Genomic DNA, 14,401 nt, shown 5'->3' on the forward strand with positions numbered 1-14,401 from the left:
CGGGTCCGGCCGTGGGTGCTGTTCCCTGTCGGTCACCAGTGGCGGTACCGGTCGGGCGCCAGGTCCCACGGGTCCTTGTCGATGAGCTCGCCGACCGCACGGAACACCGCGGTCTCGATGATCACGCGGCGGTCCGTGTCGTCCTTCTCCGGACTCCGGGTGACCCGCTCGACGGGGATCCGGAACAGCGTCACGCGCCGGTCGCCGCGGTCGACCCGCCAGCGGGGGAGGCGGTCCGGCAGCGTCTGGTCGGTCGGCATGTCGGCCACCTGGAACACCACCCCGGCGAGCTCGTCCGGCCAGAGCCCCACCAGGTAGTGGGCGGTGTCGCCGACGATGCGGTCGAACGTCTCGGCGCGCGTGATGACAGGCGCGAGCTCCGGTCCGGTGACACTCGACCGGCCACCGCGTCCGTGCCGTGACCGACCACGGGCGCGGTCGACGGGGGTGACGGTGGGGTGCTTCCGACGCATCCCGCCATCGTACGCGGCGAGGGCGTGGCCGACCCCGGCGACGGCCCTCGGCAGGCCGTCGCGGTGGTCCGCCCGGTAGGGTCGGTGCCGGTATGGACGTACGGATCTGCAGCAAGGTCGCCTGTGGCGCGAGCGCCTCGGCGACCCTGACGTACGACTACGGCGACTCCATGGTCGTCGTCGGGCCCCTCTCCACCCGTGTCGAGCCGCACGGGTACGACCTCTGCGCCCGCCACGCGGCCCGCCTGCGCGTGCCCCGCGGCTGGGACGTCGTGCGGCGCGAACCGATCCGGCGGGACGCAGCGCCCGCCGACTGAGGCCGCGCACCGCGGTCCCGATGGCCCACGCCGCCGACCGACGGCCGCCGCGTGCGTCGGTTCCGGTGGCCCGCCCACCGGAGGTGAGCCGGTCCGTCCAGCGTCTCCCGGTGCGGCCTGGAGGCCCGCCCGACGTCCGTGACGTCGTCTGACGGTCCGCGCCTCCCGGCGTGCCAGACTGACGCCATGTCGACCGAGACCCGCACCGCCGCCCCGTTCCGCGTCGCCGACCTCGCCCTCGCCGAGGCGGGTCGCCACCAGATCCGCCTGGCCGAGAACGAGATGCCGGGCCTGATGGCCCTGCGTCAGGAGTTCGGGCCGTCGCAGCCGCTCGCCGGTGCGCGGATCGCCGGGTCCCTGCACATGACCGTGCAGACCGCGGTCCTCATCGAGACCCTCGTGGCCCTCGGCGCGCAGGTCCGTTGGGCGAGCTGCAACATCTTCTCCACGCAGGACGAGGCCGCCGCGGCGGTCGCTGTGGGGCCGACGGGGACCCCGGCGTCACCCGCGGGCGTCCCGGTGTTCGCGTGGAAGGGCGAGACGCTCGACGAGTACTGGTGGTGCACCGACCGCATCTTCGACTGGAGCGTCGAGGCCGCTGCCGCGGGGGAGTCGTGGACGGGGCCGAACCTCATCCTCGACGACGGCGGGGACGCGACGATGCTCCTGCACACCGGTGCGGACGCCGAGGCCGCCGGACGTGCTCCGGAGCCGGGGGCCGACGCGAGCGCCGAGTGGCGGATCGTGCTCGCGACCGTCGCCGCGTCGCTCGAGCGCTCCACCGACCGCTGGACCCGCATCGCGGCCGAGGTGCAGGGCGTCACCGAGGAGACCACCACGGGCGTGCACCGGTTGTACGAGCTCGCTCGGAAGGGCGAGCTGCGCTTCCCGGCGATCAACGTCAACGACTCGGTGACGAAGTCCAAGTTCGACAACAAGTACGGCATCCGGCACTCGCTGCCCGACGGGCTCAACCGAGCCACCGACGTGCTCATCGGCGGCAAGGTCGCCTTCGTCGTGGGCTACGGAGACGTCGGCAAGGGCGCCGCCGAGGCGCTCCGCGGCCAGGGCGCCCGGGTCGTCGTGTCCGAGGTCGACCCGATCTGCGCACTGCAGGCGGCGATGGACGGCTACCAGGTCGCCCGGCTGGCGGACGTCGCCGGCGAGGTCGACATCGTGGTGACCTGCACCGGCAACCTCGGCGTCGTCGGGGTCGACGAGGTGCTCGCGCTGAAGCACCTGGCGGTCGTCGCGAACGTCGGACACTTCGACAACGAGATCGACATGGCGGGGCTCGAGGCGCTGCCGGGGGTCGAGAAGGTCGAGATCAAGCCGCAGGTGCACGAGTGGCGGCTGCCGAACGGCCGCTCGGTCCTGGTGCTGAGCGAGGGACGGCTGATGAACCTCGGCAACGCGACGGGGCACCCCTCGTTCGTGATGAGCAACTCGTTCACGAACCAGGTCCTGGCGCAGATCGAACTGCACACGAGGCGCGAGGAGTACCCGACGGGGGTCTCCGTGCTGCCGAAGCACCTGGACGAGAAGGTCGCGCGCCTGCACCTGGACGCCCTCGGGGTCCGGCTCACCGAGCTCCGGCCGGAGCAGGCCGCCTACATCGGTGTGCCCGTCGAGGGCCCCTACAAGCCGGACCACTACCGGTACTGACCGCGCCGGCGCCGCGCTGCTGCGCGGCTCCCGTCGCCGCGCGGGGCGGCGCCAGCGCCTCAGCGCGGGAAGCCCGGCGGCCGCGCCCCGGCGACGGCCGCCGCACCGTCGAGCAGTGCTGCCCGCGCCCGCAGCGCCCGCACGTCGCGCTCCCGCCGCACGGCGACGACGCCCGCGAGGAACACCTCGGGGTGGACGTCCGGCACCGGGGAGGCGTGCTCCGAGACCGCCGCCGCGAGCATCCGCGCGGCGGTCTCGCGCGCTTCCGGCCGCAGGTCGGCCGCCGACCGGAAGAAGGCCCCGAGGCGGTCCTCGAGCCGCTGCGGCAGCGCCGACACGTCCGCCACCGCTGCCCACGGCACGAGTTCGACCGGCAGCAGGACCTCCACGTCGCGCCGACGTGCGCCGCGTTCGTGCTGCACGAAGGTGCCGGCGAGCAGGTCGCCGAGGCGTCTGGGGCGCGAGCCGAACAGCGCCACGACGAACGCGACGGAGCCCAGGGTGGACCAGAGCTCGAGCAGCCCGACCAGTGCGCGGGTGAAGGCGTGCCGGAACCCGATCGCGCCTCCGTCGACCCGCACCACCCGGGTCCCGGCGGCGTACCGTCCGACGCTCTTGCCCCGCGTGACGGTCTCGACCCCGGCCGGGACGAGCACGAGCACCGTCACCGCGGCCCCGATGCCGAGGGGGAACAGCCACACGGTGTCGGCGCCGGGCGGCCACACCCTCGCGAGCCCGAACAGCAGCATGGCGAGCAGCGCCACGAGGCAGACCCCGTCGAGCAGCGCCGCCGCGAGTCGCAGCACGATGCCGGCCGGCTGCACGTCGAGCGCGACGGCCTCGCCGACGACGAGCTCGTCGGCGGCCTCGTCGAGCGTCCCGCCGAAGCGGGCGTCGGACAGGTCGCGTGGCACGCGCGTCTTCCCCATGGGATCATTCTGTCGTGAGCGGGTCCCCTCGGGGGCCCGGTGTGTGCGATCGGGGGAGGCACGTGGACCTGGAGGCCTACAGCGCGGTGCACGGCGACCGCTGGGACGAGGTCGACCGGCTCGCCCGCGCCCGACACGGGTCCGGCGCGGACGCGGACCGGCTGGTCAGCGGCTACCAGGAGGTCGCGACCGACCTCGCGCGGGTCCGCGGCGTCGCGCCCGGCTCCGCGGTGGGGGACCGCCTGTCCCGCACCGTGTTCCGCGCACGACTGCGCTTCACGGGCACGCCGGTCGACCCCCTGACCGCCGTCACGACGTTCTTCGCGCGGCACCTCCCGGCGGCGCTGTACCGCATCCGCTGGGTCACGGTCTGGGTCGCGGCGGCGACCATCGCGATCACGGCGATCGTGGCCGTGTGGATCGCGTCGACCCCGGGAGCGGTGACGACGTTCGGCACGCCGGAGGCCCTGCGGCAGTACGCGACGGAGGACTTCCAGGCGTACTACTCCGACCACGGCCTGGGGGCGTTCACCGCGCAGGTGTGGTCGAACAACGCCTTCATCGCGGCACGCATGGTGGCCTTCGGCATCACGGGGCTCTACGTCCCGGTGTCGATCGTGCAGAACGCGGTGACCCTCGGCGTCTCCGCGGCGATCATGCACTCGCAGGGGCGGCTCGGCGACTTCTTCCTCTGGATCGCTCCGCACGGTCAGCTCGAGCTGTACTCGGTCTTCCTCGCCGGTGCCGCCGGCCTGATGATCTGCTGGTCGTGGATCGCCCCCGGTGCGCGCACGCGGGCGCAGGCCCTGGCGGAGGACGGTCGAGCCCTCCTCACGGTCGCGGTCGGTCTCGCGCTCACCCTGCTCCTCTCCGGGCTGGTCGAGGGCGTGGTGACCCGCCAGGACTGGCCGTGGCCGGTGAAGATCGGCATCGGCACGGTCGCACTGGCCGCGGTGCTCTGGTACCAGTGGGTGCTCGGCGGCCGTGCGTTCCGCGCGGGTGAGCGCGGTGACGTCGAGGAGTTCGAGCGTGGCGCGACGGCGCTCACCGCGGGCTGAGCCGTGGGCTGAACCGTCGGTCGTGCGCCCGCCGCCCGCCGGCCGCAGCTCAGAGCCGGCCGGCCGCCTTCGCGCGGATGTACGCGTCGGCGACGGCCGGTGGCACGGCCCCGGGCCCACCGCGCACGACCTCGGCGCCGGCCCGGCGTGCGACGTCCCCGACGCCGTCCGCGTCGAGCAGGGTCCGTTCCGCGGCCGCTCGTCGGTAGACGTCGCGCTCGGCACCGGACCCGGCCAGGAGGCGCGACATCCGTCCGTCCCGCTGCTCCGGTGTCCCGTGACCGGCTTCGGCGACCCCGCTCGCCATCCGCTCGACGGCCGGGTCCGCGATGCTCGTGACGACGACGGCGTGCCGTCGCGTGAGCCGGGGGAGCACCGCGAGCAGGTCGGCCGAGGCGCCGACGGAGTCCAGGCTCGACAGGAGCACGACGAACGACCGTGAGGTCGTCACGGCGTCGACGGCTGCCGGGACCGCCGACCAGGCCGTCGCCGCGAGGCCCGGCTCGGCGAGTGCGAGCCGTTCGCCGAAGCGTCGCACCACGTCGGTCCGCGTCGCACCGTGGACCCGGTCGCGGACGGTGTCGTCGAGCACGACCAGCTCGACCCGGTCGCCGGCAGCCGTCGCGAGCGCGCCGAGCAGCAGCGCGGACTCGATGAACGTGTCGAGCCGCGGCTCGTCGTCGACGCGTCCGGCGCCGGCACGACCGGCATCGACGACGATGACGACGCGGCGGTCACGCTCCGGTCGCCACGTCCGGACGACCAGGTCCTGCCGCCGGGCGGTCGCGCGCCAGTCGATCGACCGCACGTCGTCGCCGCGCACGTAGTCGCGCAGGGAGTCGAACTCCGTCCCGTGACCCCGCAGTTGCAGGGTGGTCTCACCGTCGAGTTCGCGGAGCCGGGCGAGCCGGGAGGGCAGGTGCCGACGCGATCGGAAGGGCGGCGTGACCACCAGCGAACCGGGCGCGTCCAGGACGGCCTGCCGGGCGGCGAGGCCGAGCGGGCCGAAGGACCGGACGGCGACCCCGGCGCTGGTGCGACGGCCGCGACGGAAGGGCGTGAAGCGCACCCGGGCGGTCCGGCGTTCCCCGGCGGGCACCGTCGAGCGGATCCGGTGCGGCGCGTGGCCGGCGGAGGGCTCCCACATGTCCCGGACGACCGCGCGCAGCGGCCGACGTCCGTCGTTCGCCAGGACGAGCGTGCCGTCGGCGGTGCTGCCGCGTCGGACCAGCTGCGGCATCCGTCGCTCGACGCGGACCGAGCCCGGATCGGCGGCGAGCAGGACGTCGAGCCCGGCGGCGAGCACCACGACGGCCGCCCACGCCACGCCGCCCCAGGCACTGCCGAGCAGCACCGTGGGGACGATCGCGACCGCCAGGAGCGCGACGAAGCGACCGGAGACGGCCACTAGAAGGGCACCCGGACCTGCTCGACGACCTGCTGCAGCACCCCGTCCGCCCCGACGCCCTCGAGCTCGGCGTCCGCGGCCACGCGCAGCCGGTGCCGCCAGACCGGCAGGAGCATCGCCTGCACGTGGTCCGGCGTGATCGCGTCGTAGCCGGTGAGCCACGCCCACGCCTTCGCGGCGGCGAGGAGCGCCGTCGCACCGCGGGGGCTCACGCCGATGCGGACGGACGGCGCCTGCCGGGTGGCGCGGGCGAGGTCGACCACGTACGCCAGGACGTCGTCGCGCGCCCCCACCGCACGGACGGCCCGCTGCGCCGCGAGGACCTCGTCGACGCCGAGGACCGGCCGGACCCCGGCCGACCGGACGTCCCGCGGGACGAAGCCGTCCGCGTGCCGACGGAGCACCTGCCACTCGACGTCCCGGGGCGGCACGTCGAGCGTGAGCTTCATCAGGAAGCGGTCGAGCTGCGCCTCCGGCAGCGTGTAGGTCCCCTCGAACTCGATGGGGTTCATCGTCGCGGCGACGAAGAACGGGTCGGGCAGCGGCCGCGCGGCGCCGTCCACGCTGACCTGGCGTTCCTCCATCGCCTCGAGCAGTGCGGACTGCGTCTTCGGCGGCGTGCGGTTCACCTCGTCGGCGAGCAGCACGTTCGTGAAGACCGGGCCCTCGCGGAACGGGAAGGTGCCGGTCGACGCGTCGAACACGAGCGAGCCCGTGACGTCGCCGGGCATCAGGTCCGGGGTGAACTGGATGCGCTTCGTGTCGAGCGACATGGCCGCTGCGAGGCTGCGCACCAGCAGCGTCTTCGCGACGCCGGGGACGCCCTCGAGCAGGACGTGGCCCTGCGCGAGGATGCCGACGATCATCCCGGACACGGCGCCCTCCTGGCCGACGACGGCCTTGCCCACCTCGGCGCGGAGCCGGCCGAAGGCGTCCCGGAGCGCGTCGGTGCCGCCGGTCGGGCGTGCCGTGGCGTCCGGTTCCGTGGCGGGCCGCGTCCTGGTGGTGGACGCAGCGTCGGTCCGGGTCGTGCCGTTCGGTTCCTGGGCGGGTGACGGATCGGTCACGGTCGTGCTCCTCGTCGGTTGCGGTGGGGCGTTCGGGGGATGGAGGTCTGCGGGACGGGGGCGCCGGTCGCCGCGCGGACGGCACGCTCGAGCTCGTCGAGGGCCGCTGCGCCGTCGCGGAGCGCACGGTCGTCGGTCGTCGGGCCGCCCACCAGGACGGCGCCGACGGCGGGGTCGGGACGACCGGTCGCGCGGGCCGCGGCACGGACGACCTCGTCGACGTGCGCACCGCGGGGGAGCCCGAGGCGGTGCCCGACCCGTCGGAGCGCTGCGAGCCGCAGGGTGTCCAGCGCGTGCGTGCGGTCCCGGGTCCTGGCGTAGAGGCGTGCGCGCCCCTCGGTGGTCTCGGAGGCGCGGACGACCACGGGCATCCGTTCCACGACGAGCGGCCCGAGCCGGCGACCGCGCCAGACACCGGCCGCGACCGCGACGAGGCCGAGCAGCAGCAGGGCGCCGGGCACCCACGACGGTGCGAGCGAGCCGATCGTCGGCGCGGCGTCGGCCGACGTCCGGGTCGGCGTGTACCAGACGAGCCGGTCACCGGAACCGAGCAGGTCGAGTGCGAAGGCGGCGTTGCCCGCGGTCGTGATCGTGTCGTTCCGCAGCGCCCCCGTCGTGCCGACCAGGGTGACGTCGCCGCCGGGCGTGGCGGTCCGGACGATGCCGGCGACGCGGTCGTCCCCGCTGCCGGTCGTGGCGCAGAGGTCGGTGCCGGACGGGACGGGGCCGTCCGACGGCGGGCGATAGCCCTGGCCGCTCGTGGTGATGCGCTCGGCGGCGGCGACGGCCGGGACGGCGCACCCGGTGGTCGCGACGGTGTCGTCCCCGAGCACGGGGCCGGCGGCGACCACGTCGAGGCCCAGGGCGTCGAGTGCAGCCTGGTCCGTGGTGACCAGGACGACGTGCTCGGCCGAGCGACCGAGTCGGCGGGCGACCCCGGCGTCGAGGGCGCCGGCGGAGTCGTCGACCAGGATCGTCGCACCGCGGAGTGCGTCGCCGTCGAGGCCGTCCACGCGGTCGACCACGTCGACCCGGGTGCCCTGCTGCTCGAGCACCCGGACGAGCGCCCGGGCACCGCTCGCCGTCGTCGAGGCCGGGTCGAGCGGCTCGCGGGACGGGTCGGTGGAGGACTGCACGGCCGCGGTGAGCCCGGCGAGCAGCAGACCGACGAGCACGATGACGACCCAGAAGGCGACACGACCGAGCCTGCCCGGGGCGCGGACGACGCGGATCGCGGTCGCGGCGGCGCTCACGTCGACACCGCCGGTGCGACCGCGGGTCGGGCACCGCGGACCGTCGCCTCGGTGTCGATGACCGAGCGTGCCGTGGCCTCGTCGGCCTCGGTGCCGAGGTACCGGACGTCGTCGAAGGCGCGCGCTGCCCGGTCGATCCGGTCCGCGTGGTCGGGGAACCACGGTGCCGCGCGGCCGGCGACGGCCCGCGCCGTGGCGCCGGGGACCTCGCGCACGAGGTCGCGTTCGGCGAGTCCGCGCGCGACGGCGCGGTACCCGTCGAGGACCGCGGCGGACCAGTCGCCCGCGCGCAGGGCGGAGCGGGCGGCGTCGCCGAGCTCGCGGGCGGACCGGACGTCGTCGGCGTCGAAGACGCTCCCGTCGTCGGACCGCGCGGTGCGGGCCCGGCGACGGGGGAGACCGCGGGCGACGACCACGAGCACGACGACCGCCACGAGCACGACGACCGCGATCCAGAGCACGGACTGCCCGAGGACGGGGGAGTCCAGCCCGCCGCCCGGGCGGAAGGACCCGAGCCACTCGAGCACGTGGCGCGAGGCCCGGTCCCACCAGGTCGCGCGCGCACCGTCGTAGTCGGCTCGCTCGAGCTCGCGTTCGAGCAGTCGACGTGCCTCGTCCGGACCGAGCGTCACGAGCCGCCCGGCCACGGTTGCCCCGGCCACTGCTGCGACGGCTGCTGTGGGCCGGGCCACTGCTGCGTGGGCTGCTGCGGGCCGGGCCACTGCTGCGTCGACGGCTGACCCGGCCAGGGCTGTCCGGGGCCCTGCTGTCCGGGCCCCTGCTGACCGGGCCACGGCGGGCGGGCGACGGCGGGCGCCGGTGCGAACGGGTCCGACGGCTCCCCGGTGTCCAGGTGCGCGGCGATCCGCTGGTCGAGCGCCTCGGTGCGGATGCGGCGGTCGAGGGCGAGGAAGGTCAGGACCGAGGCGCTGAGCACGTCGGTGACGCACTGCACGGCGATGGACAGCAGCGCACCGAGCACGATCGCCACGACGGCCCCGACGCCCACACCGGCGGCCGCGCCCGTCTGACCGAGCGGGTCGAAGGCGCCGATGGCCAGGACCGTGCCGAACGTGAGCGGGATCGACGCGATCGACCCCGCGATCCCGAATGTGACCTGGACGAGCAGGACGATGCCGAAGGTGCGCCAGAACGCCCCGCGGGTGAGTCGCCACGACTGCGCCGCTGCCGAGAAGACGCCCCGGCCCTCGAGGGCGATCGTGGGGACGGTGAACGCGAACCTCGTCGCCAGCCAGGCGACCACGACGAGTGCGCCGAGGGCGAGCAGGAAGAACGCGCCGATGAAGCCGCCGATGCCGGAGCGACCCGCGACCAGACCGGCCGCGATGCCGACCACGAGTCCGCCGAACACCGCGCCGAGGACCAGGCCCGCGGCGAGCTGCAGCAGGATCCACGCGAGGACCGGCCACCGCCGACCGGCGAGGAGCGCCCAGAGGCCGCGGAAGCTCGCGCGGCGCCCGAGCACGCGCTGCCCGGTGTCCGCCGCGACCGGCGCGACGAGGAAGGCCCGGCCCAGGTAGGCCAGGAAGGGCAGCCCGACCGAGAGCACGAGGAAGAGGGTCACGGACCCGGCGACGACGTCCCCCGCGCCGCTCCCGCCGGCCTCGACCGCCGACGACATGCGCGCCTGCAGCGACTGCTGCCCGAAGGTGCTCGCCAGCGTCGCGAGGAGCCCGAGCACACCGCTGAGCAGCAGGCTCCAGAGGAGCAGGACGCGCGGGTTCCGCCGGAACACCGTGAACGCCCCCGCGAGCACGTCGCCCAGGCCGAGCGGACGGAGCGGGACGACCGGGCGCTGCGCCGGCGGTCGCTGCGGACCGGGACCGGGACGCCCGGGGCCGGCGTGCTGCTGCCAGCCCTGCTGGGCCGGCCACGGCTGCTGCCCCGACCACCCGGCGGACGACGGCTGCCCTGCGGGGTGGGACGGGCCTCCCGTCCGGTCCTCGCCCCCACCGGATCCCGGAACCTGCCAGTCGGCCATCGCCGCCCCCTCGTCGTGCTCGTGTCGCGCAGCGGAACGCGCGACCGTGCACCCATACTGTCGCAAGATCCCGGTGCGACGGGTGCTCGGCTATCGTGACTGTGGGTGCCGGCTCTCGGCACCGCCGCCCGTCCCACGGAGTCCATGCACATGACACCGCGCATCCTCGTCGTCGACGACGACCAGGCCCTCGCCGAGATGATCGGCATCGTCCTCCGTTCCGAGGGGTACGACCCGGAGTTCAGCGCCGACGGCAACGACGCCGTCGAGACGTTCCACAGCACGAAGCCCGACCTCGTGCTGCTCGACGTCATGCTGCCGGGGATCGACGGCATCGAGGTCTGCAAGCGGATCCGCGCGGACAGCGGCACCCCGATCATCATGCTGACGGCGAAGGGCGACACCGCCGACGTCGTCGCCGGCCTCGAGAACGGTGCCGACGACTACGTCGTCAAGCCGTTCAACCCGAAGGAGCTCGTCGCGCGCATCAAGACGCGGCTGCGGCCGACGGCGGGGGACGCGTCGGTGCTGCACGCGGGCGACCTGACCGTCGACGTCGCCGCGCACGAGGTCCGTCGCGGCGACACGGTGATCGCGCTCACCCCGCTCGAGTTCGACCTGCTCCGCGCGCTCGCCGAGAAGCCGAACCAGGTCTTCACCCGCGAGATGCTCCTCGACCAGGTCTGGGGCTACCACTACAAGGCGGACACCCGGCTCGTGAACGTCCACGTGCAGCGGCTCCGCGCGAAGATCGAGCACGACCCGGACAACCCGAAGATCGTCACCACCGTCCGCGGTGTCGGCTACCGGGCCGGAGGAGCCTGAGCACCGTGCCGTCGGCGTCGTCCGGTACCGCGGCGGGCGGGGGCGCACCGCGGGCCGGCCGCGGGTTCCCCGGTCGCGCCGCCCGTGTGCGGCGTCGGCTCCGCCGCTGGCTCCGTCGCGGGTGGTACGCGGTCGCCTGGCTGTGGCGCCGGTCGCTCATGGTGCGCAGCGTCGCGATCACCGTCGCGACGACCGGCCTCGCGGTCGCCGTCATCGGTACCGCGGTCATGATCAGCATCTCGAACAACGTCTACGCGCAGCGCCGCGACCAGATCGAGTCCGAGTCGGCCCGGGCGACGATCGTCGCGCAGGGCATCTTCGACGCGGCGACCGCGGCCGAGGACAACAACCAGACCGAGCTGGAGACCCTGCAGAGCGAGGCGCAGCAGGCGATCCTCTCGAACACGACGAGCCCGGGCGGCACGAGCATCGCCATCGAGCGGACGCCCGGCCAGTCGACGCCCCAGACGCTGCAGAACCTCGCGAGCCAGGGCTTCCCGGACGCCGTGATCACCGACGCCCTGCGCCGCGAGGTCGGGAAGGACACCGGGCGACTGAGCCTGCAGCCCGTGCAGCTCGACGACGGCGGCCGCCGCGAGCCGGGCCTGGCCGTCGGGTCCGTCCTGCAGGTCCCGAGCGCCGGACAGTACGAGCTCTACATCGTGTACGACCTGTCCGACGCGCAGCAGACCCTCGACTTCGTGTCACAGACGCTGTCGGTCGGCGGCGTCGCACTCATCGTCCTCATCGCGCTCGTCACCTCGCTCGTGGTGCGGCTCGTCGTCGTGCCGATCCGCGGTGCCGCCGAGACGAGTCGCAAGATCGCCGCCGGCCGGCTCGACGAGCGCATCCCGGTCCGGGGTCACGACGACATCGCGATCCTCGCGCGCAGCTTCAACGACATGGCCGACGCGGTCAGCCGGCAGATCACCCAGCTCGCCGAGCTCTCCCGCGTGCAGCAGCGCTTCGTGTCCGACGTCTCCCACGAGCTCCGCACGCCGTTGACCACGATCCGGCTCGCGGGCGACATGCTCTACGACTCGCGGCACGCCTTCGAGCCGTCGGTGAGCCGGTCCGCCGAGCTCCTGCACGCACAGGTCGAGCGCTTCGAGCTGCTGCTGGCCGACCTGCTCGAGATCTCCCGCTACGACGCCCAGGCGGTGCAGCTCGACACCGAACCCGTCGTGCCCGCCGCGCTCGCCGCCGACATCGTCGAGGAGTTCCGCCCGCTCGCCGACCGTGCCGGCGTCGACCTGCAGCTCGTCACCCCCGGCGGCCACACCACGATGCAGCTCGACGCGAAGCGCATCCGGCGGATCCTGCGGAACCTGGTCGGCAACGCGGTCGAGCACGGTGACGCGAAGCCCGTCCAGGTCGTCGTCGACAGCGACTCCCGGTCCGTGGCGATCGCGGTCCGTGACCAGGGCGTCGGGATGCCACCGGAGGACGCAGCGCGGGTGTTCGACCGCTTCTGGCGCGCCGACCCGAGCCGCAAGCGCACCATCGGCGGCACCGGCCTCGGTCTCGCGATCTCCCTCGGGGACGCGAACCTGCACGGCGGTCGGATCGACGTGTGGTCGCGCCCCGGCGAGGGCTCGACGTTCGTGCTGACCCTGCCGCGTGGCGAGTCGCTCGGCACCGCGACCTCCGCCATCCCGCTGCCCGAACTCGACGAGACCTACGACGGCCCCCGCGCCGTCCGGGGGGAGGACTGATGCGCGCACGACTCCGGACCCTGGTGGTGGTGACGCTCGCGGCGCTCTCCGTGGTCGCCCTCTCGGCGTGCGCGGCGATCCCGACGGGTGGCGGCGTGCGTACCGGGCAGTCGGTGAAGGACGAGGCGATCTCCGGCTTCGAGCTCCGCCCGGACCGACCGGTCGCCGGCATGGACCAGACCGCGATCCTGCGCGGCTTCGTCGCCGCCGGCACCGGCGCGCAGGACGACTACGGCACCGCCCGCGAGTTCCTCGCCACGGGGTTCGCCGAGAAGTGGAACCCGCGCCGCGGCGTCACCGTCCTGCAGGGCAGCGGCGCGATCGAGCGGGTCGCCGACCGCGAGCTCACCTACACGCTGACCGCCAGTGCGACCGTCGACGCCGACGGCGAGTACACCCAGGCGGTCCGGCCGACGACGTCGACCCTGACGTTCCAGTTCGTCCGCGAGGACGGGGAGTGGCGGATTGCCTACGCCCCGGACGGGATCATCCTCACGCCGGTGAGCTTCGAGTCGCAGTTCCAGCAGCACGCGCTCTACTTCTTCGACCCGACGTACCGCTACCTGGTGCCCGACGAACGGTGGTTCCTCGCCCGGTCGTCCACGAGCACCCGCATCGCCAGTGCGCTGCTGGCCGGGCCGTCCGACTGGCTCAAGGGCGCCGTCGTGTCGGCCTTCCCGGAGGGGACGCAGCTCTCGCTCAACGCGGTCACGATCGAGAACGGCTCCGCGCTCGTCGACCTGTCGCGCGACGCCCTCGGTTCGAGCGGCGAGGACAAGGCGCGCATGCGCGAGCAGCTGACCCGCTCGCTCGCGTCGGTCGCCTCGGTGTCGTCCGTCTCGATCACCATCGAGGGGGCGACCTTCGCCGAGCCGGAGCAGCAGGACGCGACGGCGCGTCTCAACCCCGACGTCGACCCGCGACCGCTCGTCGACCGCGACGACGAGGTCGGGTACGCGACGGGCAACGGTCGGGTCGCGGCCCTCGGCGGCGACGCGAGCACGACGATCGCCTCCCTCGACCCGGAGTCGTTCTCGCTCTCCACGTCCGGCACGGTCGCCGCGGTGGGCAACGCCAGCGGCGTGGTCGTGGTCCGCGGTCGGGACGCGCTCCGCATCGACGCGACCGACGGACTGGTCCCGCCGACGCTCGACGACCTCGGCTTCGTCTGGGTCGGCAGCGGTGACGACACGAGCCGGGTGACGGCGTACGGGCTGGGTGGCGACCCGCACGAGGTCGCCACGACGCTGCCACGCGGTCGGCTCGTCTCGTTCCAGGTCTCCCGCGACTCCACACGTGCGCTCGCCCTCATCGAGACGGGCGACGGGCCCGCCCTGTACGTGATGGCGATCGTCCGCGGCAGCGACCGCACGCCAACGGGCCTCGGCTCGCCGGTGCGCGTGCAGGCGACCACGGGTGACGCCGTCGGTGCGGCCTGGGTGAACGACAGCGACGTCGTGTCGGTCGGGCAGACGGAGGCCGGCCCCGAGGTCGTCCGGTCGACGGTCGGCGGCCAGTCGACGACGTTGCCGAAGCCGGACGGGACGGCGTCCTCGGTGGCGGGCGGCAGCGGCGGATCGGTCCTGCTGCGCATGGCGGACGGCACGGTCCTGCAGTCCACCGGCGGCCGCTGGGACACCACGGGGGTCACCGCGGACGTCCTCGGTACCCAGCGCTGACGCGGCACGC

At 74.4% G+C, this 14,401-nt stretch carries 13 protein-coding genes; 6 read left to right on the plus strand and 7 right to left on the minus strand.

Annotated features, from left to right (window positions below):
* Positions 1-32: 32 nt before the first annotated feature.
* On the minus strand, positions 33-473 hold the full coding sequence (locus M3666_RS14250; RefSeq protein ID WP_066654996.1) for a metallopeptidase family protein: 441 nt from the start codon (positions 471-473) through the stop codon (positions 33-35).
* Positions 474-565: 92 nt separating this feature from the next.
* On the opposite strand from M3666_RS14250, the gene M3666_RS14255 reads away from it, so the two are divergent.
* Together M3666_RS14255 and ahcY are read left to right on the plus strand one after the other, a co-directional pair.
* The gene (locus tag M3666_RS14255) at positions 566-790 is read left to right on the plus strand and encodes a DUF3499 family protein (protein WP_066654995.1); all 225 of its coding nucleotides are present in this window, start codon (positions 566-568) and stop codon (positions 788-790) included.
* 186 nt (positions 791-976) lie between these two features.
* Entirely contained in the window at positions 977-2,455 is a 1,479-nt protein-coding gene (gene ahcY, locus M3666_RS14260; RefSeq protein ID WP_209685210.1) for an adenosylhomocysteinase, read from the plus strand.
* Between the two features lie 59 nt (positions 2,456-2,514).
* On the opposite strand, the gene M3666_RS14265 is transcribed toward ahcY, so the two are convergent.
* Positions 2,515-3,384: an RDD family protein gene (locus tag M3666_RS14265; protein ID WP_251155565.1), complete on the minus strand. Its 870-nt coding sequence runs from the start codon at positions 3,382-3,384 to the stop codon at positions 2,515-2,517.
* Between the two features lie 62 nt (positions 3,385-3,446).
* Between M3666_RS14265 and M3666_RS14270 the strand changes: the two genes are divergently transcribed.
* Positions 3,447-4,442 carry a stage II sporulation protein M gene (locus M3666_RS14270; RefSeq protein WP_251155566.1) on the plus strand — a complete coding sequence of 332 codons (996 nt, stop codon included), beginning with the start codon at positions 3,447-3,449 and terminating at the stop codon, positions 4,440-4,442.
* A gap of 49 nt (positions 4,443-4,491) precedes the next feature.
* Here M3666_RS14270 and M3666_RS14275 read toward each other — a convergent pair whose 3' ends face one another.
* The 5 genes from M3666_RS14275 to M3666_RS14295 are packed head-to-tail and all read right to left on the minus strand — an operon-like array spanning position 4,492 to position 10,172.
* Positions 4,492-5,850 carry a DUF58 domain-containing protein gene (locus tag M3666_RS14275; protein ID WP_251155567.1) on the minus strand — a complete coding sequence of 453 codons (1,359 nt, stop codon included), beginning with the start codon at positions 5,848-5,850 and terminating at the stop codon, positions 4,492-4,494.
* On the minus strand, positions 5,850-6,917 hold the full coding sequence (locus M3666_RS14280) for an AAA family ATPase (protein ID WP_374109591.1): 1,068 nt from the start codon (positions 6,915-6,917) through the stop codon (positions 5,850-5,852). Before M3666_RS14280 ends, M3666_RS14275 begins: the two co-directional genes overlap by 1 nt.
* Positions 6,914-8,170: a DUF4350 domain-containing protein gene (locus tag M3666_RS14285; protein ID WP_251155568.1), complete on the minus strand. Its 1,257-nt coding sequence runs from the start codon at positions 8,168-8,170 to the stop codon at positions 6,914-6,916. The genes M3666_RS14280 and M3666_RS14285 overlap by 4 nt, the downstream gene beginning before the upstream one ends.
* On the minus strand, positions 8,167-8,802 hold the full coding sequence (locus M3666_RS14290) for a DUF4129 domain-containing protein (RefSeq protein WP_144411323.1): 636 nt from the start codon (positions 8,800-8,802) through the stop codon (positions 8,167-8,169). Before M3666_RS14290 ends, M3666_RS14285 begins: the two co-directional genes overlap by 4 nt.
* On the minus strand, positions 8,799-10,172 hold the full coding sequence (locus tag M3666_RS14295) for a glycerophosphoryl diester phosphodiesterase membrane domain-containing protein (protein WP_251155569.1): 1,374 nt from the start codon (positions 10,170-10,172) through the stop codon (positions 8,799-8,801). Before M3666_RS14295 ends, M3666_RS14290 begins: the two co-directional genes overlap by 4 nt.
* A gap of 150 nt (positions 10,173-10,322) precedes the next feature.
* Here M3666_RS14295 and mtrA point away from each other — a divergent pair, with 150 nt between their 5' ends.
* From mtrA to M3666_RS14310, 3 genes are read left to right on the plus strand one after another with little or no spacing between them, the layout of a single operon-like run.
* A complete protein-coding gene (mtrA, locus tag M3666_RS14300) occupies positions 10,323-10,997 on the plus strand; it encodes an MtrAB system response regulator MtrA (protein WP_066658387.1) in 675 nt (224 codons plus the stop codon).
* Between the two features lie 5 nt (positions 10,998-11,002).
* Positions 11,003-12,712, plus strand: a complete 1,710-nt coding sequence (gene mtrB, locus M3666_RS14305; protein ID WP_235426343.1) for an MtrAB system histidine kinase MtrB — start codon at positions 11,003-11,005, stop codon at positions 12,710-12,712.
* Positions 12,712-14,391, plus strand: a complete 1,680-nt coding sequence (locus M3666_RS14310; RefSeq protein ID WP_066654971.1) for an LpqB family beta-propeller domain-containing protein — start codon at positions 12,712-12,714, stop codon at positions 14,389-14,391. The genes mtrB and M3666_RS14310 overlap by 1 nt, the downstream gene beginning before the upstream one ends.
* Positions 14,392-14,401: the final 10 nt, after the last annotated feature.

It is taken from the genome of Curtobacterium sp. ODYSSEY 48 V2, from assembly GCF_023712625.1.
In the GTDB taxonomy this organism is placed as follows: domain Bacteria; phylum Actinomycetota; class Actinomycetes; order Actinomycetales; family Microbacteriaceae; genus Curtobacterium.

What these genes read in the sequence shown, in the direction of transcription:
- M3666_RS14310 (WP_066654971.1), top strand. Translation starts at nt 12,712, where the DNA reads ATGCGCGCACGACTCCGGACCCTGGTGGTGGTGACGCTCGCGGCGCTC.
- M3666_RS14295 (WP_251155569.1), bottom strand. Translation starts at nt 10,172, where the DNA reads ATGGCCGACTGGCAGGTTCCGGGATCCGGTGGGGGCGAGGACCGGACG.
- M3666_RS14265 (WP_251155565.1), bottom strand. Translation starts at nt 3,384, where the DNA reads ATGGGGAAGACGCGCGTGCCACGCGACCTGTCCGACGCCCGCTTCGGC.
- ahcY (WP_209685210.1), top strand. Translation starts at nt 977, where the DNA reads ATGTCGACCGAGACCCGCACCGCCGCCCCGTTCCGCGTCGCCGACCTC.
- M3666_RS14255 (WP_066654995.1), top strand. Translation starts at nt 566, where the DNA reads ATGGACGTACGGATCTGCAGCAAGGTCGCCTGTGGCGCGAGCGCCTCG.
- mtrA (WP_066658387.1), top strand. Translation starts at nt 10,323, where the DNA reads ATGACACCGCGCATCCTCGTCGTCGACGACGACCAGGCCCTCGCCGAG.
- M3666_RS14250 (WP_066654996.1), bottom strand. Translation starts at nt 473, where the DNA reads ATGCGTCGGAAGCACCCCACCGTCACCCCCGTCGACCGCGCCCGTGGT.